Here is a 17,913-nt window from a genome sequence, read left to right as displayed (position 1 = left end):
GTTCGGTTTCTGTGGCGCCGCTCGCGTCCAACGCGTAGGCTGACCGCCTCAGGGAGGATCTGAATGGACGTCACCACCATATTCGCCGGCGTAGTGTTGCTTCTCGCCATCGTACTCTTGATCAGCGTGATCAAGATCGTGCCGCAAGGCCGTGAATTCACAGTCGAACGCTTCGGCAAATACACCAAGACGCTGAGCCCCGGCATTGGCTTCCTGACCCCGTTCGTGGAGCGGGTCGGCCGCCGCATGAACATGATGGAGCAGGTGCTGGACGTCCCGACCCAGGAGGTCATCACCAAGGACAACGCCATGGTGAAGGTCGACGGCATCGTCTTCATTCAGGTGATGGATTCGGCCCGCGCGGCCTATCGGGTGGACAATCTGCCCTACGCCATCTCTCAGCTCTGCATGACCAATCTGCGGACCGTCGTCGGGTCGATGGAACTGGACGAGGTGCTTAGCCAGCGCGACAGCATCAACACACGCCTGCTGCATGTCATCGACGCCGCGACCGAGCCGTGGGGCATCAAGGTCAACCGCATCGAGATCAAGGACCTGACGCCGCCCACCGACATCACCAACGCCATGGCCCGTCAGATGAAGGCCGAGCGCGAACGCCGCGCCGTCATCACCGAAGCCGACGGCGAGAAGTCCGCCGCCATCGCGCGCGCTGAAGGCGCCAAACAGGCCGCCATTCTTCAGGCGGAAGGCCGCAAGGAAGCCGCATTCCGCGACGCCGAGGCTCGCGAACGCGAAGCTCAAGCCGAGGCAAAAGCGACTGCCATGGTGTCGGAAGCCATCGCACGCGGCGACGTGAACGCGATCAACTACTTCATCGCCCAGAAATACGTCGAAGCCTTTGCCGAACTGGCCCGCAGCCCGCAGCAGCGCACGGTCATCGTTCCCGCCGAAATGGGCGCCCTGGTCGGCACCATCGCCGGCATCGGCGAGATGGTCGGGCTGGCCAAGGATCAGAACACTTCCACCGCGCCGCCTGTCCGTCCCGCGCCGCCGCGTCGCCCTGCCGGCGGCGCAGTCCCACCCTCGGCCTGATCGAAGGAAGCTGACCGATGATGTCGCTCGCTGATCTCTATGCCGCCCAGCCGTTCTGGATCTGGCTGGCCGTCGGGGTTCTGCTGCTGGCGGTCGAGGCGATGTTCTCGACCGAATGGTTGCTGTGGCCCGCCGTTTCCGCCGGCGTCGTCGCGGTCATGACGGCGGCGGGCGTGCGGCTGGGTCTGCCAGGCGAGGTCGCGGTCTTCGCCGTGCTGACGGTGATCGCGACCCTGCTGTCCCGACGGTTGATCGCCAAGGCCACCCCCGACGGTCCCGACATCAACGATCGCGACAGCCGTCTGATCGGCCAGCGAGCGCGGGTCGTGGAGGCCTTCGTCTCGGGGCGCGGCCGCGTCTTCATCTCGGGAGCCGAATGGCCGGCCGAGGTCGAGGGCGAAGCACCGGTAGAGGGGCAGGACGTTGTGGTGACGCGCGTCAGTGGGTCTTTGCTGACGGTGCAGTCCCCAGTCTGAAACGACGCGGCCCGAGAGGCGTTCGTCAGAAATGACAGCCAACCAGAACGCCGCCTTGGACGGTCTGCCCACGCCAAGGCGGTATTGGGCCATTGCGTCCATCGGCCTGGGGATCACCCTGGCCGTTCTGGACGGGGCCATCGCCAACGTCGCCCTGCCTTCCATCGCGCAGGATCTGCAGGCGTCGTCGGCAGCCTCGATCTGGATCGTCAACGCCTATCAGATCGCCATCGTCGTCGCCCTACTGCCGCTCGCGTCGCTGGGCGAGATCGTCGGCTATCACAGGGTGTCGCAGGCGGGCCTGGCCGTCTTCACCCTGGCGTCCATTGCTTGCGTCTTCGCCAATTCCATCGAGGCCTTGAGCCTGGCGCGCGTGATCCAGGGTTTCGGCGCCGCAGGCATCATGAGCGTCAACGGCGCCCTGGTCCGGTTCACCTATCCACAAAGCTCGCTGGGTCGGGCGGTCGGGATCAACGCCGTGATCGTGTCGCTGGCGGCGGCGGCTGGGCCGACCATCGCCAGCGCCATCCTGGCGGTCGGACATTGGCGCTGGCTGTTCGCGCTGAACATACCCATCGGGCTGCTGGCCGTGTCCCTGGCGGGGTTCACCCTGCCGCACAATCCGCTGCAAAAGCGCAAGCTGAACTGGACCGGGGCTGCGTTGAACGCGGCGGCGTTCGGCTTGGTCATCACTGGCTTGCAATCCTTGGCGCATGGCGAGGCGGCCGTGTTGGGATTTGGCCTGACGGGTGCAGGGCTGGCGGCGGGCGTCCTGCTGATTCGCCACGAGCGGTCGCGGGCGTCGCCCCTGATCCCGCTGGACCTGCTGGCGCGGCCGATGTTCAGCCTGTCGGTGGCGACGTCGGTGATCTCGTTCACCGCACAGATGATGGCCTTCGTCGCCTTGCCGTTCTTCCTTCAGGGATCGCTGAAGCTGACGGCCGTCGAGACGGGCCTGCTGATGACCCCCTGGCCGCTGGCGACCATGTTCGCGGCGCCGCTGGCCGGTTATCTGTCGGATCGCTATTCGGCGGGCGTGCTGGGCGCGATCGGGCTGGTCGTCTTCGCCTGCGGCCTGATGGCGTTGAGCTTCCTGAACGCCGATTCGACGCATTTCGACATCGCGTGGAGAATGGCCGTTTGTGGCACGGGCTTCGGCTTCTTTCAGTCACCCAACAACCGCGCCATGCTGTCCGAGGCGCCAAGAGAACGGGCAGGGGCGGCTGGCGGAACCCTGGGTATGGCGCGCGTGGTGGGACAGTCGCTCGGTGCGGTCGTGGTCGCCTTCCTGTTGTCGGCGGCGCCCGTTTCCGGCGTCGCGCACGCCTATCAGATCGCAGCGGTCACGGCATTGTTCGGCGCGGTGATGAGCGGATCGCGCGTTCGGCGGCGTCCGGCCGAGCCGGAAAAGGAAGTCGAGGCGGTCTAACGCACCCTGAGATCGGCCACGCCGCGATTCGCCAGCTGGTCCGCGCGCTCGTTCAATTCGTGTCCCGCGTGACCCTTTACCCAGCGCCATTTTACGTCATGGCGCATGCGGGCGGCGTCCAGACGCTGCCAAAGGTCGGCGTTCTTGACCGGCTTCTTGTCCGCCGTCAGCCAGCCGCGCGCCTTCCAGCCCCGAATCCATTCCGTGATTCCCTGCATGACGTATTTGCTGTCGGTATGCAGTTCGATCTTGCAGGGCCGTTTCAGGGCTTCCAGCGCCATGATGGCGGCCATCAGCTCCATACGGTTGTTGGTGGTGTTGGGTTCTCCACCCCACAGCTCCTTCTCGTGACCGCCACCGGTTTGGAGCAATGCGCCCCAGCCGCCCGGGCCCGGATTGCCCTTGCAGGCGCCGTCGGTGTGGATGATGACGTGATCGGAGAGACTCATGGTCGCGCAGACCTACAGCGTCCCTTGGCGTGGGGCCATCACTGCGCCTATATGCGGATCGAAGAATAGTGGATGGGATCGGATGACCGGTCCCCGCGAGGAGATTAGCCATGGGCTCCATGAGCATCTGGCATTGGGCCATCGTCATTGTCGTCATCGCGCTGCTGTTCGGCGGCCGGGGCAAGCTGTCGGGCATCATGGGCGACGCCGCCAAGGGCATCCGCGCCTTCAAGGATGGCCTCAAGGACGAAGACAAGAAGGATGGCCCGCACGAGGGCGTCAGCTCGCTGCCGCGCACCGAGGCGGAGAAGGAAGAGCTGAAGCGCTAGTCGTCGTCTGTAAGGGCTGACGCATGGGCGGGCTCGGCCCCGGTATCGGGGGTTTCGAATTAGTGGTGATCGGTCTGGTGGCCCTGCTTGTGGTGGGGCCAAAGGATCTGCCTGTTCTGATGCGTCGCGTCGGCCAGATGGTCGCCAAGGCGCGCGCCATGGCCAACGAGTTCCGCTCGAGCTTCGACGAAATGGCGCGTCAGTCCGAGCTGGACGACCTGCGCAAGGAGGTCGAGGCGCTGCGGACCGGGCAGGGGGCCATGTATCCCCTGGGCGCCGAGGCGGACGCCGCCTTCAAGGACATCAATGCCGGGCTGAAGGCGCCGACATCCACGAACGCCCTGCCTGCGCCTGCGCCTGCGCCTGCGCCTGAGCCGGATGCGCCGGTCATGACGCCGGCCGCCGACGAATGGCCGGATACGCCGGCTGAGCCCGTCGCGAAAACGAAACCCAAACGGGCGGCCTCGAAGGCGAAGCCGGCGACGACCGCCAAAGCCTCGACGACCAAGCCGCGCGCACCGGTCAAGCCCAAGGCGGCAGCACCTGCCGCCAAGACCACGCCTGCGGCAGCCAAACCCAAGACCCCGCGCAAGAAGGCCGCTGATCAGTGACGTCTCCCGATCGTGACGAGGCCGAGATCGAGGCGTCGCGCGCGCCCTTGATGGATCACCTGATCGAGCTGCGCGGGCGGCTGCTGATCTGCGTCGTGGCCTTCTTCCTGGCGTTCATCCTGTGCTTCGCCTTTGCGAATCAGATTCAGATCGCCCTGATCAAACCCTATCAGGCGGCGGTCGCAGTCCATGCTGCGGCCATGGCGAGCGGCGGTCACGCCAACCCCCTCGAGTTGATCGCCGTGATGACGGGGCTGAAGCCCTATCCCCCCGGCAGCGCCGCCGTTGTGCAGCTGATTGCGACGGCGCCGCTGGAGCAGCTGTTCACCAAGATGAAGATCGCGGCCTTCGGCGCCGCCGTCCTGACCTTCCCGGTCATGGCCTGGCAGATGTACCGCTTCGTCGCACCGGGCCTGTATCGCAACGAGCGCGGCGCCTTTTTGCCGTTCCTGATCGCCGCGCCGGTCATGTTCTGCCTGGGCGGGGCGCTGGTCTATTATGTCATGCTGCCGTTCGTGATGCTTTTCTCGTTGAGTCAGCAGGTGGCCAGCGACGGCATTTCGGTCGCCCAGACGACGAAGATCTCCGATTATCTCAGCTTGGTGACCTCGCTGCTGCTGGCCTTTGGTCTGTGCTTCCAGTTGCCGGTCGTGACGACCCTGCTGGGCCTGGCCGGGCTGATCAACTCCAAGGTTATGGCCTCTGGCCGTCGCTACGCCATCGTCGCCGTAGTGGTGGTCGCCGCCGTGGTCACGCCGCCGGATCCGATCAGCCAACTGATGTTGGCCGTGCCTCTGGTCATCCTCTACGAGGTATCGATCTGGTGCGTGCGTCTGATCGAACTGCGCCGCAAAAAGGCCGACGATCTGGAAGCCGAAGTCGCCTGAACTGTCGAATGCGACGGTTTGTCGTCGACTCAGCTTCGATGCGGGCTGAATTGAAAAAGGGCCGGGGATTGCCCCCGGCCCTTTGTCGTTGCAGCGATCTGAAGATCAGCAGCTATAGTACATGTCGAATTCTACCGGGTGCGGGTGCAGTTGCAGACGCATCACCTCTTCCATTTTCAGCTCGATGTAGCTGTCGATGAAGTCGTCATCCATGACGCCGCCCTTCTTGAGGAAGGCGCGATCCTTGTCGAGGTTCTCAAGCGCTTCTTTCAGCGAGCCAGAGACCTCGGGGATCGAGCCGCGCTCTTCGGGCGGCAGGTCGTAGAGGTTCTTGTCGGCGGGTGCGCCCGGATCGATGCGGTTCTCGATCCCGTCCAGACCCGCCATCAGCAGAGCAACGAAGGTCAGATAGGGGTTGCCCATCGGGTCAGGGAAGCGGGCTTCCAGACGCTTGGCCTTGGGCGAGGAGACGTGCGGGATACGGATCGAGGCCGAGCGGTTGCGGGCCGAATAGGCCAGCTTGACCGGGGCTTCATAGCCTGGGACCAGACGCTTGTAGCTGTTGGTGGTCGAGTTGGCGAAGGCGTTGATGGCCTTGGCGTGCTTGATGATGCCGCCAATGTACCACAGACATTCCTGCGACAGGCCGGCGTACTGGTCGCCGGCGAACTGGGGCTTGCCGTCCTTCCAGATCGACATGTGGACGTGCATGCCCGAGCCGTTGTCCGCGAACATGGGCTTGGCCATGAAGGTCGCCGACTTGCCATAGGCGGCTGCGACGTTGTGGATCACGTACTTATAGAGCTGCAGGCGGTCAGCCATGGTCAGCAGGTCCGAGAACTTGAGACCCAGTTCGTGCTGGGCCGGCGCCACCTCGTGGTGATGCTTCTCGGGCTGAAGGCCCAGGTCGCGCATGACGCCCAGCATTTCGCCGCGCAGATCCTGGCCCGAATCGACCGGGTTGACGGGGAAATAGCCGCCCTTGGCGCCAGGGCGGTGGCCCATGTTGCCTTCGGTGTATTCGGCGTTGGTGTTGGCCGGCAGTTCGGTCGAGTCATACGAGTAGGACGTGTTGTGCGGCTGGGTCGACCAGCGCACGTCGTCGAAGATGAAGAACTCGGCTTCCGGGCCGAAATAGACCACGTCGCCGACGCCCGACGATTGCACGTAGGACAGCGCCTTCTTGGCCATCGAGCGGCTGTCGCGGTTGTACGGCTCGTTGGTGTCGGGGTTCAGTACGTCGCAGAACAGGAACATCGTCTTCTGCTGGTAGAACGGGTCGATATAGGCCGTGGTCAAGTCCGGCTTCAGCAGCATGTCGGACTCGTTGATGGCCTTCCAGCCTGCGATGGAGGAGCCGTCGAACATCGTGCCTTCGTTCAGGAAGTCCTCGTCGACCAGGTCGATATCGAAGGTGACGTGCTGCAGACGGCCGCGCGTGTCGGTGAAGCGGACGTCCACATACTGGACCTCCTCATCCTTGATCTGTTTGAGGATCTTGCTGGCGCTCATTCTCGGAAGTCCTGTTTCTTGTCGTTTTGGGGAGGAAACCGGTCAGCGACCCGAAGGGCCGAGGGCCGGGGAGGGTGGTCGAACTCAGACGGCCTGGGCTCCGGTCTCGCCGGTGCGGATACGAATCACCTCGGCGACGTCGGACACGAAGATCTTGCCGTCGCCGATCTTGCCCGTGCGGGCCGAGGTCTGAATGGCCTCGACGACGGCGGGTGCGAGATCGTCGGCGACGACCACCTCGATCTTGATCTTGGGCAGGAAGTCGATGACGTATTCGGCGCCGCGGTACAGTTCGGAATGACCCTTCTGGCGACCATATCCCTTGGCCTCCAGCACAGTCATGCCTTGCACGCCCACGTCCTGGAGCGCTTCTTTGACGTCATCCAGCTTGAAAGGCTTGATGATGGCTTCGATTTTCTTCATGGCGACCCCGGAGCGGCGCACGGAATGCAGCGGCGCTCGGGCCCGAATGGGACACAGCAAGGGCGTTCAAAGCAAGCGGTTTTCGCAGAAAAGCCACGGATAATCGGAACGCGGATGATAGAAACCAACGACCCGGCGATCTGGCGCAATTTTCTGCCTTGGCCGAGCGCGGAAACGCACAAGCATACGCGGGGCCGATTGGTGGTCGTGTCGGGAAAGGCGCATCAGACGGGCGCTGCACGGCTTGCCGCGCACGCAGGGCTGCGAATGGGCGCCGGCGTTGTGCAAATCCTGTGCCCGCCAGACGCCGTCGCCGTCGTCGCGCCGGCCGTCCAGGCGATCATGCTGACGCCGTTCTCTTCACCTGAAATCTTGGGTCGTGAAGTCGCCGGAAGCGACGCCGTCGTGATCGGGCCGGCTGCCGGAATGGAAGACGCGACGATCGCCAACATCCAGGCCTTGGCGTTGAGCGGCGCTGTCCTGGTGATCGACGCCGACGGCCTGTCGGTGTTCAAGGGCCGAACCGCGGAACTGTTCGCCGTCTTGGATCGCGACGACATCCTGACACCGCACGAGGGCGAGTTCGAGCGGCTGTTCCCAGGTCTGCTGGCTCAAGGCCGCGAAGCCGCCGCCATCGAAGCCGCGCGTCTGACCCAGGCCACCATCGTCTTGAAAGGCGCCAAGACGATCATCGCGTCGCCCGACGGACGCGTCCGTCGCAACGAGAACGGCTCGGCCTGGCTGGCCACTGCTGGAACCGGCGATGTCTTAGCCGGAATGATCGGCGGACTGGCGGCCCAGCGCATGGACAGTTTCGATGCGGCATGCGCGGCGGTCTGGATTCATTCCGATGCGGCGGAGCGTTTTGGACCGGGATTGACCTCTGACGATCTGAGCGATGTTCTGCCCAAGGTTCTGTCGTCTTTATGGAAAGGCTGAGCCAAAAGGATGCAGGGCCGTTCCACTGCTCACATTCATGTTTCGCATAATATATCTTAGGCGATAACCTGTTCGGTATATATCTTAGGCGATAACCTGTTCGGTGTAGCTTATTGCCCCAGCCGGCTTTCTTGCGCCTGCTTCTGGATCGTCACCGGCGTTTTCGCGCGTGGCGGTTGGCGCGTCAGTCTGACGCCTTTCAGCCAGAGTTTAAGCGCCTCGTAATGGATGGCGGCGACCACTTTGAACGTCATGAGCGGGATCGCCGCTGTGGCCCCTGCGATTTGACGGTCGTCGAGGATCTGGCGTTTAGCGGACATGGCCGCCGTGATCAGCACGCCATCGTTATCCAGGCCGTCGATCGTCATGTTGAGCCGTTCAGCCGGTGCATGGCCGCGGAACCTGTAATCCATCTCCATGCCCATGAAGGGCGAGACATACAGGGCCTTGGCGGCGCCTTGTCGGATTAGGCCGGACGTTTGATCCTCGGCCGGGACGGGAATGACGTAGGCGTGGCGGACGCCAAAGGTGCTGGTCACCTCGTATACCATAGCAGCCAATCGACCGTCGGCGTGGTGGCAATAGTAGAGGCTGATCGGGTTGAAGACGTAACCCAGCACGCGCGGCATGGTCAGCAGGCGGATGGTGCCGCCGTCGAGGTCAATGCCTGCGCGCTCCATCCAGGCCTCGACCTGAGGCCGCAAAGCGCCGGAACCGTCGCCGTAATCGCCGTCGTGGAACGACAGCAGGTTGAAGTGATTGCGCGAGAACAGCCTCAGCCTTCGATCCAGCTCATCGATCTCGGCCAGATCCAGCAGCAGCCAGAAGACGCGGTAGTTCAGCTGGTGCGTCTTTGGGCGCAGGCGTCGGTGCATGACCCGGCCACGATAGAGGGCCGAGGCCTGGGTCACGCGGCCCGCTCGAATACCGGGGTCGGCAGCGGAGACAGATGGATGCGGCCGCTCTCGTTCTGGACCGACCACGGGCGACCGACGCCGCCGAGTTGTTCGGCGACCGCCAAGCCGGATTGCAGCCCATCCTCGTGGAAGCCGGCGCCGAAATGCGCCCCGCAATACCAGACACCCCCCTGCCCTTGCAGGCTCCAGAGCTGCTTCTGAGCGTCGATGGCGGCGGGATCGAAGATGGGGTGTTCATACAGTTCGCTGCGCAACAGGGTGTCTGCGCGCGGCGGGCGCGGCGGGTTCAGCGTCACGAATAGGTCGTCGCCAGGCAAACCCTGTAGCTTGTTCATCCAGTAGGTGACGCAAAGTCCGTCGTCGGCGCCGATGTAGTTCCAGCTGGCCCAGGCGCGACGGCGTCGGGGCATCAGGGTGATGTCCGTATGCAGGACGGTCAGGTTGCGGCTGTAGCGGAAGGCCCCCAGCAGGGCTTTTTCCTTGGCCGTGGGTTCCGTCAGCATGGCCAGAGCCTGGTCGGCGTGGGCGCCGATCACCACTTGGTCGAAGCGTTCTACGCCCCCTTGGCTGTCATGGACGAAGACGCCCTCCTGCGTGCGCCGCACCGATGTGACGCCGTGATCCAGGCGAACGTCGTCGATGGCGCGCGCCAGATGTTCGACATAGACCCGGCTGCCGCCCTCGACGGTGCGCCACATGGGACGGCCCACCAGCTTGAGCAGACCGTGATTGCCGCAGAAGCGGAGGAAGGACTCAGCCGGATAGTCCATCAGCGTATGGGCCGGCGACGACCAGATGGCGGCGGCCATCGGCAACAGATGGTCGTCGCGGAATGCCTCGCTGAATCCTTCCCGCTTGAGGTATGCGCCAAGGGTCAGCGACGGATCGGACATGCCGGCCAAATCCTTCGGCGCATCGCGATAGAAGCGTAGGATCTCGCTCAACATCGACCAGAACCGGGGCCGCAGCGCATTGCGACGCTGGGCGAACAGACCCGGCGCCGCATATTCGAACCGACCGTCGTCCAGCGAAACCGCGAACGACATGTCGGTGGCGCGGGTCGCGATGCCCAGATGTTCGAACAGGGCGATCAGATTGGGATAGGTCGCATCGTTAAAGCAGATGAAGCCGGTATCGACGGCGATGTCGCCTGACGACACGCCCGCTGTCACGGTGTTGGAGTGGCCGCCCAACCGATCGGCCTTCTCATAGATCGTCACCTGATGCCGCTGGGACAGAAGCCAGGCCGACGACAGGGCGGCCACGCCGGAGCCGATGACGGCGATCTTCAGGCGATCGGCAGAAGGATTCGCGGGCGACAGGGACATGGAAACTCCGAATACACGCCCGCTGGCGCAAGCCCAGGCATGAACGGATTACGGGCCGGCCTCATGATCGGATCGCGATTGATCCAGACATTTCCGCCAGGCGTATTAGGGTCCATGCATGTCGAGTCACTGCCCTTTACGTCGAAGCCGTGCCGGTCCCCGCGCATGAAGACACTCGAAAATTCTTCCGACCCTTTCTTTCATGATCGGCTGATCGAGGCGATTGCGTTACGGCGCGACCGAGACGCCTTCGCCGCCCTGTTCGCCTATTTCGCGCCGCGCCTGAAAGCCTGGCTGATCAAGTCAGGGGCCACGCCGGGCGCGGCCGAGGACTTCGCCCAGGACGCCATGTTGACCGTATGGCGAAAAGCCGACTTGTTCGACTCTTCCAAGGCCCGCGCAGCGACCTGGATCTTCACCATCGCCCGCAATCGTCGCCTGGACATGTTGCGTCGCGACGCGCGCCCCTTACCGACGCCGGAGATCGAATTGGCGGGCGAGGACGTGCGCCGCCCCGACGAACTGTTGTCAATGTCTCAGGACGCCGACCGCGTTCGAGACGCCCTCTCTCGCCTCACCCCGGATCATGTGGAGGTGCTGCGCCTCGCCTTTTTCATGGATAGCTCCCATTCCGAAATCGCCAAACACCTCGACCTGCCGCTCGGCACCGTCAAATCCCGTATTCGTAACGCCATGACCAAACTCCGCCTGATCCTAGCGCCGTCCGAGGAGGCCGCGCGATGAACCCGCAACGCAATCCTTCGGAAGAACGCCTGCTCGCCTATGCCGCCGGAACGCTCAGCCCGCCTGAGGCCGTGGTGATGGCTGCGCATCTGGCGATGCGGCCGGCGAACGACGCCTGGGTGCGTGATCTTCAGGCCGTAGGCGGCGAATTCCTCGACGAGGCCGTGCCGTCCGCCCTGTCGCAGGATGCGCTCGCCCTGGCGATGGCGCGGATCGAGACGGACGCGGGCGAGGTGAAGGCCCTCGCCCCGTTGAACGACATGCCCGAACTGCCTGAGCCGCTGCGCCGCTATGCGCTCAGCCCCTGGCGCTGGGTCGGCCCCGGCATGCGGGTGCGCGATGTGCATGCGCCGCGTGATGGCGACTGTCGCGTGATCCTGCTGAAGATCGAATCCGGCCAGGAGACGCCCAAACACACGCATGGCGGTATCGAACTCACCTGCGTCATCTCCGGCGCCTATGCGACGGAGACCGAGCGGTTCGACGTGGGCGACTTCGAAGAAGCCGATCCGAACGTGCTGCACCAGCCCCGCGTCGTGTCGGACGAGGCCTGCCTTTGCGTCGTCGCCTTGGATGGCCAGATCCAGTTGGATGGCTGGATGGGCAAGCTGATCCAGCCGTTCGTTCGCCTGTGACCAGCCTGGCGACCTTGTGGGGCGTTGCAGCCCTGTTTCTTGTCATAGTGATGTCGGCGGCCTGGCTGGTGCAGAAACGCACGGGGCAAGGCGGCTGGGCTGACGCCTTCTGGTCGCTGGGCCTAGGCGCGGCAGGAGTAGGCGTCGCGCTGTTTCCGATCGACGGCGCGGCGCCGTCGTTGCGGCAGTATCTTGCGGCCCTGCTGATCGGCCTGTGGGGGCTTCGTTTGGGCTCGCACATCGCCGCCCGGGCCGCACAAGAGGGCGAGGACGCCCGCTACGCCCGGCTGCGCCAGGATTGGGGCGGTGGGTTTCAGGTCAAGATGTTCGGCTTCCTGATGCTGCAAGCAGGGGCTGCAGCCTTCCTGGCGCTCAGCGTCATGGCCGCCGCCCGCAATCCGACCCCCGGACTGACCCTTCAGGACGGTCTCGCGACACTGATCTTCGTCGGCGCGCTTGTGGGCGAGGCCATCTCGGATCGGCAGCTGGCGGCTTTCAAGCGCAATCCTGCCAATAAGGGCGGGGTCTGCGATGTCGGCCTGTGGGCCTGGTCGCGCCATCCGAACTATTTCTTTGAGTGGCTGGGCTGGTGCGCCTGGCCCCTGTTCGCCATCAATCTGAGCGGCGAATGGCCGTGGGGTTGGCTGGCGCTGACGGGGCCGGCATACATGTATTGGCTGCTGACCCAGGTGTCTGGCGTGCCCTTGCTGGAAGAGCATATGCGGCGCTCGCGCCCGAAGGCGTTCGAGGCCTATGCCGCCCACACCAGCGCCTTCTTCCCTCGCCCGCCGCGTCGTTGAACCGACCTCAGTCCTTGCGCGCGGTCCCGAGGTGAACGTCGCCGCGCTTGCGGGCGATTTCCATCTGCCTGTGGCGTTCGGCATAGCGTTCGCGCTGACCTTCGTCTCGCGTCGCGTGACAGCGGTCGCAGCAGACGCCCTCGACGTAGTGGGTCGAGGCCCGACCGGCGTCATCCACGGGCAAGCGGCATCCTCTGCAAAGTGTATGGGGGCCCTGGCTCAATCCGTGGCCGACCGAAACCCGCTCGTCGAAGACGAAGCATTCACCGCGCCATAAACTCTTGTGTTCATCCACCGTCTCAAGGTAGCGCAGGATGCCGCCTTCCAGATGGTGAACGTCTTCGACACCCTCTGCCTTCAGGAAGGCTGTCGATTTTTCGCAGCGAATGCCACCGGTGCAATACATGGCCACCCGCTTCGCGCCGGTCTGCTCCAGCAGGGCGCGACCCTCGGTACGGAACCAGTCGGGGAAATCGCGGAAGCTGCGGGTGTTGGGCTGGACCGCGCCTTCGAAAGCGCCGATTTCGCCCTCGTAGTCGTTGCGCGTGTCTATGACCAAGGTCTCGGCATCGGCGATCAGCGCGTTCCAGTCCGTCGGCGACACATAGACGCCCGCCTGTTGCGCAGGATCCAGATCCAGCTGGCCCATGGTGACGATCTCGCGTTTGACGCGCACCTTCATCCGGTGAAACGGCAGGGCGTCCGTCCAGGCGTATTTGAGCTCAAGCGTCTCGAACCCCGGCATGGCGTGGATCGCCGACAGCACAGCCTCTATGGCCGCCTCCGACCCGGCAATGGTGCCGTTCAGTCCCTCGGGCGCGACCAGCAGCGTCCCCCTCACCTCCCCTGCGTCGCAAACGGCCTGAAGCGCCTCGCGAACAGCGGAAGTATCGCCGACGGGTGCGAAACGATAAAGAGCCGCGACGCGGACGGCTTGATCGGGCGGCGTTTGAATGTCGGTCATGGATCAGGCCCCTCGAAGGCGCCGGGGATGGCGCGCCCAGCAGGACTCGAACCTGCAACATCCCGCTTAGAAGGCGGGTGCTCTATCCGGTTGAGCTATGGGCGCTCTTGCAAGACGTCAGGCGTCAGTGCGTCCAGGACTGCTTGCGGTTGGTGGCGAAGTTGTCGGCATAGGCCTTGATGATCATCGGCGGATCGTTCGGCTCGGACAGGCGGAAGGCGATCCCGTGACGTTCGGCGTATTCGACCGCTTCTTCCTTCAACTCAAAGGTCAGGCGGACCTGACCGTTCATGTCGCTGGAGCTGGTCCAGCCCATCAGCGGGTCGATAGTGCGCGCCGAGGCCGGTTCGAATTCCAGACGCCAGTCGCGGCTCTTGGCCTTGCCCGACTGCATCGCGGTTTTGGCCGGGCGGTAGATGCGAGCCAGCATGGCGAAATCCTCAGTGACGGCGGACCCTCTGGCCCTGCCATAACGCGCGCTGGAAATGAATTCCAGCGGCCTTCCGTTGGTCGGGGCGAGAGGATTCGAACCTCCGACCCTCTGGTCCCAAACCAGATGCGCTACCAGGCTGCGCTACACCCCGGACCGAACGGAGCGCTCTATTGGCACTTCGCGCGGCGATCCGCAATCAAGGCTTGAAATAAGGATGTAAAACTTTGTCACCGGGTTTGGCGTTTATCTCGGCAGCCCGCCCTGCGCGCAATTCGAGCACGCCGTTGGCGGCGCCGTTCGACGCAATGGGCGCCTCCGAGAAGGGGGTGGCGTGCGACGCGATCGAGACGATTCGCCCTTGAGGGTCGATGTAGAGAATGTCCAGGGAACTGGGCGTGTTGCGCATCCAGAAGCTCTGTTCGCGCGGCGCTTCGCCTGGCCATTGGAACAGCATGCCACGGTCGCCTTCCAACGGAGGACGGAACATCAGCCCGCGTTGCCGCTCAGGCTCTTCGTCGGCGATCTCGACCCAGAACGGATGTTCGCCAGAGGTGGTGACTATGGCCAGTTTCTGCAGTGGCTCGCCATTGGGGCCAAGCGGCGCCTTGGCGGCGCAACCGGCGACGGCCAGAATCAGCAGGCCCGCCATCAGAAAACGTCTCGTCGCCTCGATCATTCGCCTCTCCTGGGCGCCGGATCAGTCGCCCGTTCTGATGTCCGCGACCACCAGGCCTTTCGGGCCGTCAGCGAATCGCACCCGCACCGAATCGCCGGGAATCAGATCTTCCAGGCCGCAGCGACGCAGGGTCTCGATATGGACGAAGATATCGCCAGGTTCGCGATCGCGCACGACGAATCCGTAGCCCTTGGTGCGATTGAACCATTTGACCAGAGCCGTCTCCAGCTCTTCGTCGGTGTCGACGGGCGAACGAGGCGCGGTCGCAACGGCGGGGCGACGCGCAACCTGGACCGCTTCGCCCTCCCCCAGATCGTGGATTTCGACCGTCTGCCAGCCCTTCGAGCGTTTGACACAGTCGCAGGTGATGGGCGCGCCCTCATCTGCGGCGTCGCGGCCAAGGTCGCGCAGGCTGCTGATGTGCAGCAGAACGTCTCGCATTTCCGTCAGGGCGGGATCGTCCGGCACGATGAAGCCATAGCCCTTCACCGCATCGAACCACTTGACGCGCCCAGTGACGCGAACGGTCTGCGCCGTCTCCGTCTCGCTATATTCAGACACTTATAAGCACCCCCGCCCGCGCCTCCAGCGGACTCCACTTATGTTTAACACTGTTCCGCGAAAGTTTGAAAAGCGGAAAATGCACGCTCGGGGCGAAGGTTGCGTCTCGGGGGAATGACGATGCAGGCGCGCCACAATGGATTAAGGCCGCTGTGCATCGTCTGAAATGTAAGTTGTTTCCGTGGCCAAGGAGCCTTGTGGCTCAACCGGCGAACTGCCCGCGTGGCAGTCCCTAGGGGAGTCGAACCCCTCTTTTCAGGTTGAAAACCTGACGTCCTAACCGATAGACGAAGGGACCGCTGCGCGGGAGAGCCGGCGATATAGCCGCGCCCTCGGGACGGTGCAAGCGTGGATTTCGAGTTTTTTGGACGTCGTCAGATCATCCGGGGATCGGCGACATCCTCGATCTCGAACTGCACGCCCTTGCGGCCGTTCCAGTCGTCGGCCTTCAGCCGCCCCACAATGCTCAGGCCGCCCTGCCCCGACAGCAAGGCCTGGCCCGACTGGAGATCGGCGCAACGCCAGGCGATGGCCTTCACCGAAGCGCCGTCCGCGCCGACCAGGCGACAACGGACATGACCGCCGTTCATCGCCACAGGTTCGCGCGCTTGAACGCCGGTCAAGGCAAAGCTCGGTTCGGGGTTGGCGGGACCGAAGGGGGCCAACTGCTCGAACGAATCGAACAGCGCGCGGGTCGCTGCCCCAGGATCGATCAGAGCGTCGATTTCCAGCACGTCCTGGGCGACCGCCTCGACACGTTCAGAGGCCAGCCGTTCGTTCAGGAAGGCAGTCAGTTCCGCGACGCGCGCACTGTCCATCGTCAAGCCGGCGGCCATGGCGTGACCACCCCCCGCCATCAGGATGCCGCTCTCCCACGCCGCCTGGATCGCGCGGCCCAGGTTCATGCCGTGCTGGGATCGTCCCGAGCCCTTGCCCAGACTCGTCACCGGATCGACGCCGATAACGATGACCGGCTTGCGCCATCGTTCGCGCAGGCGACCGGCGACGATGCCGACGACGCCGGGGTGCCAATCCTCGCCTGCGACCACGACGACTGCAGTGTCGTCGGCATGGCCGCCGGTCGCCTCAACTCGTCGCACGGCGGCGTCAGTGACGGCCCGCTCGACGTCGCGGCGAGACAGGTTCAGCGCGTCCAGCTCGATCGCCAACGCCTCGGCCTCGGTCGGGTCGTCCGTGGACAGCAGCCGCGCGCCCAGGTCCGAACGCCCGATCCGGCCGCCGGCGTTGATACGGGGGCCCAGGATGAATCCAGCGTGATTGCTCTTGGCTGGCCCCGGCTCCGCCCCTGCCGCCGCCAGCAGGGCGCGCAGACCCGGATTGCGCCAGTCGCTCATGACCTTCAGCCCCAGCCCCGTCAGGGCGCGGTTGAAGCCGGTCAGTCCGGTGACGTCGCAAATGGCCCCCAGCGCCGCCAGATCCAGCCACTGGCGAATGTCCGGCTCCGGCCGGTCGGTGAACAGGCCCCGTCGCCGTCCCTCGCGGTTCAGGGCGGCCAGCAGCACGAACACCACGCCTGCCGCCGCCAGATTGCCCTGACCGGAGTTGCAACCCGGCCGATTCGGATTGACGACCGCCAGCGCCGTCGGCGGCTCACTGCGCATCAGGTGGTGGTCGATGACGACGACGTTCAGGGCGATGGCTGCGGCATGAGCCAGCGCCTCGTTCGCCGCCGCCCCGCAGTCCACCGTGATGACCAGGTCGGCGCCCGAGCCCTTCAGCGTGTCGAAGGCCTTTGCGCTGGGGCCATAGCCTTCGGTCAGGCGGTCGGGCACGTAGATCGACAGTTCATGGTCCATCGCCCGGAACCAGCGCACCAGCAGAGCTGCGCTGGACGCCCCATCCACGTCATAGTCGGCGAAGATGTGGATGTTGGCCTTGGCTTGGAGAGCGTTCAGGATCGCATCGGCCGCTACATCCATGTCCATAAAGCTGGACGGGTCGGGGAACAGGGCGCGCAGGGTCGGCGTCAGGAAGTCAGCCCCCTGATCGGCCGATACGCCACGTGACGCCAGGGCGCGGGCCAGAAGCTCGTCCAGCCCAAGGCCCTGCATGTGGGCGCGAGTCGTCGCCGCATCCGCCGGCCGCTGACGCCAGGCGCGGCCTGAGAGGGACCGGGTCACGCCCAGGAATGCGTTCAGTGTCTTTGCGCCGCCGTCATCCGCCATCAGCGCATCATCGCGGGATTCTGCATCCCCGGCGACCGGTCATTGCGTCGGGCGACGGTCGAGCGTCGGCGGCGCCTTGGCGCGGTCGCGCAAGCTTTGGGCGAAGGCCTCGATGTCCGCCTGGGTGCGGGCGGCGTCGGGCGAGACCGGTACGGATTGAACCGCCGCAGCCGTCTCGGCGGCGAGGGCCTCAGGGTCTGTCAGCGTCCAGTCTATCCGCGCGATCTCGTTGTTCAGCGTCGCACTGTCATTTTGCAGACGCTGAGCATTGGCGGCGACCTGGGCAACGGGCGGCAGGTCGGTGGGCGAGGCCGGGAAATCCTCCCAGCGGGGATAGTGGCGATTGGCATCGACCAGTTCCTGAACGCGCGGCGCCAGAGGCGAAACGGGCTCGGTCTTGGACGCAGAGGCGCCGATGCAGCCGGCCAAGGGCGCTGCGATCGCGACTGCGGCGATCAGGGTCATCTTTTTCGACATCAGCGCGTTCATTTCCTGGCTGGTCTTATGCCATCATCGCCACGCGCGGAAGAGCGGATGAACCGGCCTCTGCTGCAGGAAGCG

21 protein-coding genes and 3 tRNA genes are annotated in these 17,913 nt (G+C 64.7%); 10 read left to right on the top strand and 14 right to left on the bottom strand.

All coding sequences use genetic code 11. The annotated features are described in order from the left end of the window. Positions 1–63: 63 nt before the first annotated feature. Genes ACZZZD_RS02960 through ACZZZD_RS02950 form a run of 3 tightly spaced genes read left to right on the top strand, consistent with a single transcriptional unit; the run spans position 64 to position 2,958 of the window. Entirely contained in the window at positions 64–1,053 is a 990-nt protein-coding gene (locus tag ACZZZD_RS02960) for an SPFH domain-containing protein (protein WP_463432518.1), read from the top strand. A gap of 17 nt (positions 1,054–1,070) precedes the next feature. After that, positions 1,071–1,529 carry an NfeD family protein gene (locus ACZZZD_RS02955; RefSeq protein WP_463432516.1) on the top strand — a complete coding sequence of 153 codons (459 nt, stop codon included), beginning with the start codon at positions 1,071–1,073 and terminating at the stop codon, positions 1,527–1,529. Between the two features lie 31 nt (positions 1,530–1,560). Then, on the top strand, positions 1,561–2,958 hold the full coding sequence (locus tag ACZZZD_RS02950; RefSeq protein ID WP_463432514.1) for an MFS transporter: 1,398 nt from the start codon (positions 1,561–1,563) through the stop codon (positions 2,956–2,958). On the opposite strand, the gene rnhA is transcribed toward ACZZZD_RS02950, so the two are convergent. Beyond that, entirely contained in the window at positions 2,955–3,407 is a 453-nt protein-coding gene (gene rnhA, locus ACZZZD_RS02945; RefSeq protein WP_463432512.1) for a ribonuclease HI, read from the bottom strand. The genes ACZZZD_RS02950 and rnhA overlap by 4 nt on opposite strands. Positions 3,408–3,517: 110 nt before the next feature. Here rnhA and ACZZZD_RS02940 point away from each other — a divergent pair, with 110 nt between their 5' ends. From ACZZZD_RS02940 to tatC, 3 genes are read left to right on the top strand one after another with little or no spacing between them, the layout of a single operon-like run. Further along, positions 3,518–3,736: a twin-arginine translocase TatA/TatE family subunit gene (locus ACZZZD_RS02940; RefSeq protein WP_017503863.1), complete on the top strand. Its 219-nt coding sequence runs from the start codon at positions 3,518–3,520 to the stop codon at positions 3,734–3,736. 23 nt (positions 3,737–3,759) lie between these two features. After that, on the top strand, positions 3,760–4,347 hold the full coding sequence (gene tatB / locus ACZZZD_RS02935; protein WP_463432509.1) for a Sec-independent protein translocase protein TatB: 588 nt from the start codon (positions 3,760–3,762) through the stop codon (positions 4,345–4,347). Further along, complete coding sequence (gene tatC / locus ACZZZD_RS02930; RefSeq protein ID WP_463432507.1) at positions 4,344–5,234, top strand: twin-arginine translocase subunit TatC; 891 nt, start codon at positions 4,344–4,346, stop codon at positions 5,232–5,234. The genes tatB and tatC overlap by 4 nt, the downstream gene beginning before the upstream one ends. 105 nt (positions 5,235–5,339) lie before the next feature. On the opposite strand, the gene glnA is transcribed toward tatC, so the two are convergent. Beyond that, on the bottom strand, positions 5,340–6,746 hold the full coding sequence (gene glnA / locus ACZZZD_RS02925) for a type I glutamate--ammonia ligase (protein WP_463432505.1): 1,407 nt from the start codon (positions 6,744–6,746) through the stop codon (positions 5,340–5,342). Between the two features lie 84 nt (positions 6,747–6,830). Further along, on the bottom strand, positions 6,831–7,169 hold the full coding sequence (locus ACZZZD_RS02920) for a P-II family nitrogen regulator (RefSeq protein ID WP_008261682.1): 339 nt from the start codon (positions 7,167–7,169) through the stop codon (positions 6,831–6,833). On the opposite strand from ACZZZD_RS02920, the gene ACZZZD_RS02915 reads away from it, so the two are divergent. Beyond that, positions 7,092–8,108 carry an NAD(P)H-hydrate dehydratase gene (locus ACZZZD_RS02915; protein WP_463432496.1) on the top strand — a complete coding sequence of 339 codons (1,017 nt, stop codon included), beginning with the start codon at positions 7,092–7,094 and terminating at the stop codon, positions 8,106–8,108. The genes ACZZZD_RS02920 and ACZZZD_RS02915 overlap by 78 nt on opposite strands. Positions 8,109–8,218: 110 nt before the next feature. Here ACZZZD_RS02915 and ACZZZD_RS02910 read toward each other — a convergent pair whose 3' ends face one another. Next, the gene (locus tag ACZZZD_RS02910; RefSeq protein WP_463432494.1) at positions 8,219–9,019 is read right to left on the bottom strand and encodes a DUF1365 domain-containing protein; all 801 of its coding nucleotides are present in this window, start codon (positions 9,017–9,019) and stop codon (positions 8,219–8,221) included. Continuing rightward, a complete protein-coding gene (locus tag ACZZZD_RS02905) occupies positions 9,016–10,353 on the bottom strand; it encodes an NAD(P)/FAD-dependent oxidoreductase (protein WP_463432492.1) in 1,338 nt (445 codons plus the stop codon). Before ACZZZD_RS02905 ends, ACZZZD_RS02910 begins: the two co-directional genes overlap by 4 nt. Between ACZZZD_RS02905 and ACZZZD_RS02900 the strand changes: the two genes are divergently transcribed. Genes ACZZZD_RS02900 through ACZZZD_RS02890 form a run of 3 tightly spaced genes read left to right on the top strand, consistent with a single transcriptional unit; the run spans position 10,249 to position 12,532 of the window. After that, positions 10,249–11,097, top strand: a complete 849-nt coding sequence (locus ACZZZD_RS02900) for a sigma-70 family RNA polymerase sigma factor (protein ID WP_463432490.1) — start codon at positions 10,249–10,251, stop codon at positions 11,095–11,097. The two genes, ACZZZD_RS02905 and ACZZZD_RS02900, sit on opposite strands and share 105 nt — an antisense overlap. Next, positions 11,094–11,732 (top strand): cadmium/peroxide/UV radiation responsive anti-sigma factor ChrR, encoded by a 639-nt coding sequence (gene chrR, locus ACZZZD_RS02895; protein WP_463432488.1) that lies wholly within the window; start codon positions 11,094–11,096, stop codon positions 11,730–11,732. The genes ACZZZD_RS02900 and chrR overlap by 4 nt, the downstream gene beginning before the upstream one ends. A 50-nt stretch (positions 11,733–11,782) precedes the next feature. Beyond that, positions 11,783–12,532, top strand: coding sequence for a DUF1295 domain-containing protein (locus ACZZZD_RS02890; RefSeq protein ID WP_463432486.1), 750 nt, complete (start codon positions 11,783–11,785; stop codon positions 12,530–12,532). Positions 12,533–12,539: 7 nt separating this feature from the next. On the opposite strand, the gene trhO is transcribed toward ACZZZD_RS02890, so the two are convergent. The 9 genes from trhO to ACZZZD_RS02845 form a co-directional block, all read right to left on the bottom strand. After that, positions 12,540–13,496, bottom strand: a complete 957-nt coding sequence (gene trhO, locus ACZZZD_RS02885) for an oxygen-dependent tRNA uridine(34) hydroxylase TrhO (protein ID WP_463432484.1) — start codon at positions 13,494–13,496, stop codon at positions 12,540–12,542. A gap of 28 nt (positions 13,497–13,524) precedes the next feature. Beyond that, positions 13,525–13,601, bottom strand: a tRNA-Arg gene (locus ACZZZD_RS02880). Positions 13,602–13,620: 19 nt separating this feature from the next. After that, positions 13,621–13,926, bottom strand: coding sequence for an ETC complex I subunit (locus tag ACZZZD_RS02875; protein ID WP_463432482.1), 306 nt, complete (start codon positions 13,924–13,926; stop codon positions 13,621–13,623). Positions 13,927–14,003: 77 nt separating this feature from the next. Beyond that, a tRNA-Pro gene (locus ACZZZD_RS02870) sits at positions 14,004–14,080 on the bottom strand. A gap of 45 nt (positions 14,081–14,125) precedes the next feature. Continuing rightward, positions 14,126–14,605: a DUF192 domain-containing protein gene (locus ACZZZD_RS02865; RefSeq protein ID WP_463432480.1), complete on the bottom strand. Its 480-nt coding sequence runs from the start codon at positions 14,603–14,605 to the stop codon at positions 14,126–14,128. Positions 14,606–14,626: 21 nt separating this feature from the next. Continuing rightward, complete coding sequence (locus tag ACZZZD_RS02860) at positions 14,627–15,166, bottom strand: cold-shock protein (RefSeq protein ID WP_463432478.1); 540 nt, start codon at positions 15,164–15,166, stop codon at positions 14,627–14,629. A gap of 223 nt (positions 15,167–15,389) precedes the next feature. Beyond that, a tRNA-Glu gene (locus ACZZZD_RS02855) sits at positions 15,390–15,464 on the bottom strand. Between the two features lie 76 nt (positions 15,465–15,540). Further along, positions 15,541–17,352 (bottom strand): single-stranded-DNA-specific exonuclease RecJ, encoded by a 1,812-nt coding sequence (gene recJ / locus ACZZZD_RS02850; RefSeq protein ID WP_463432476.1) that lies wholly within the window; start codon positions 17,350–17,352, stop codon positions 15,541–15,543. A 39-nt stretch (positions 17,353–17,391) separates the two neighbouring features. After that, positions 17,392–17,829: a hypothetical protein gene (locus tag ACZZZD_RS02845; protein WP_463432474.1), complete on the bottom strand. Its 438-nt coding sequence runs from the start codon at positions 17,827–17,829 to the stop codon at positions 17,392–17,394. Positions 17,830–17,913 lie beyond the last annotated feature (84 nt).

Source organism: Brevundimonas sp. AC546 (genome assembly GCF_979258305.1).
The sequence above is the reverse complement of the archived record's forward strand: the minus strand, read 5'-3'. Positions and strand labels throughout refer to the sequence as shown.

Excerpts from the sequence above, each read along its gene's own strand:
- ACZZZD_RS02960 (WP_463432518.1), top strand. The coding sequence starts at position 64 with ATGGACGTCACCACCATATTCGCCGGCGTAGTGTTGCTTCTCGCCATC.
- ACZZZD_RS02955 (WP_463432516.1), top strand. The coding sequence starts at position 1,071 with ATGATGTCGCTCGCTGATCTCTATGCCGCCCAGCCGTTCTGGATCTGG.
- ACZZZD_RS02950 (WP_463432514.1), top strand. The coding sequence starts at position 1,561 with ATGACAGCCAACCAGAACGCCGCCTTGGACGGTCTGCCCACGCCAAGG.
- rnhA (WP_463432512.1), bottom strand. The coding sequence starts at position 3,407 with ATGAGTCTCTCCGATCACGTCATCATCCACACCGACGGCGCCTGCAAG.
- ACZZZD_RS02940 (WP_017503863.1), top strand. The coding sequence starts at position 3,518 with ATGGGCTCCATGAGCATCTGGCATTGGGCCATCGTCATTGTCGTCATC.
- tatB (WP_463432509.1), top strand. The coding sequence starts at position 3,760 with ATGGGCGGGCTCGGCCCCGGTATCGGGGGTTTCGAATTAGTGGTGATC.
- glnA (WP_463432505.1), bottom strand. The coding sequence starts at position 6,746 with ATGAGCGCCAGCAAGATCCTCAAACAGATCAAGGATGAGGAGGTCCAG.
- ACZZZD_RS02920 (WP_008261682.1), bottom strand. The coding sequence starts at position 7,169 with ATGAAGAAAATCGAAGCCATCATCAAGCCTTTCAAGCTGGATGACGTC.
- ACZZZD_RS02900 (WP_463432490.1), top strand. The coding sequence starts at position 10,249 with ATGCCGCTGGGACAGAAGCCAGGCCGACGACAGGGCGGCCACGCCGGA.
- ACZZZD_RS02905 (WP_463432492.1), bottom strand. The coding sequence starts at position 10,353 with ATGTCCCTGTCGCCCGCGAATCCTTCTGCCGATCGCCTGAAGATCGCC.
- chrR (WP_463432488.1), top strand. The coding sequence starts at position 11,094 with ATGAACCCGCAACGCAATCCTTCGGAAGAACGCCTGCTCGCCTATGCC.
- ACZZZD_RS02890 (WP_463432486.1), top strand. The coding sequence starts at position 11,783 with ATGTCGGCGGCCTGGCTGGTGCAGAAACGCACGGGGCAAGGCGGCTGG.
- trhO (WP_463432484.1), bottom strand. The coding sequence starts at position 13,496 with ATGACCGACATTCAAACGCCGCCCGATCAAGCCGTCCGCGTCGCGGCT.
- ACZZZD_RS02875 (WP_463432482.1), bottom strand. The coding sequence starts at position 13,926 with ATGCTGGCTCGCATCTACCGCCCGGCCAAAACCGCGATGCAGTCGGGC.
- ACZZZD_RS02865 (WP_463432480.1), bottom strand. The coding sequence starts at position 14,605 with ATGATCGAGGCGACGAGACGTTTTCTGATGGCGGGCCTGCTGATTCTG.
- recJ (WP_463432476.1), bottom strand. The coding sequence starts at position 17,352 with ATGGCGGATGACGGCGGCGCAAAGACACTGAACGCATTCCTGGGCGTG.
- ACZZZD_RS02845 (WP_463432474.1), bottom strand. The coding sequence starts at position 17,829 with ATGTCGAAAAAGATGACCCTGATCGCCGCAGTCGCGATCGCAGCGCCC.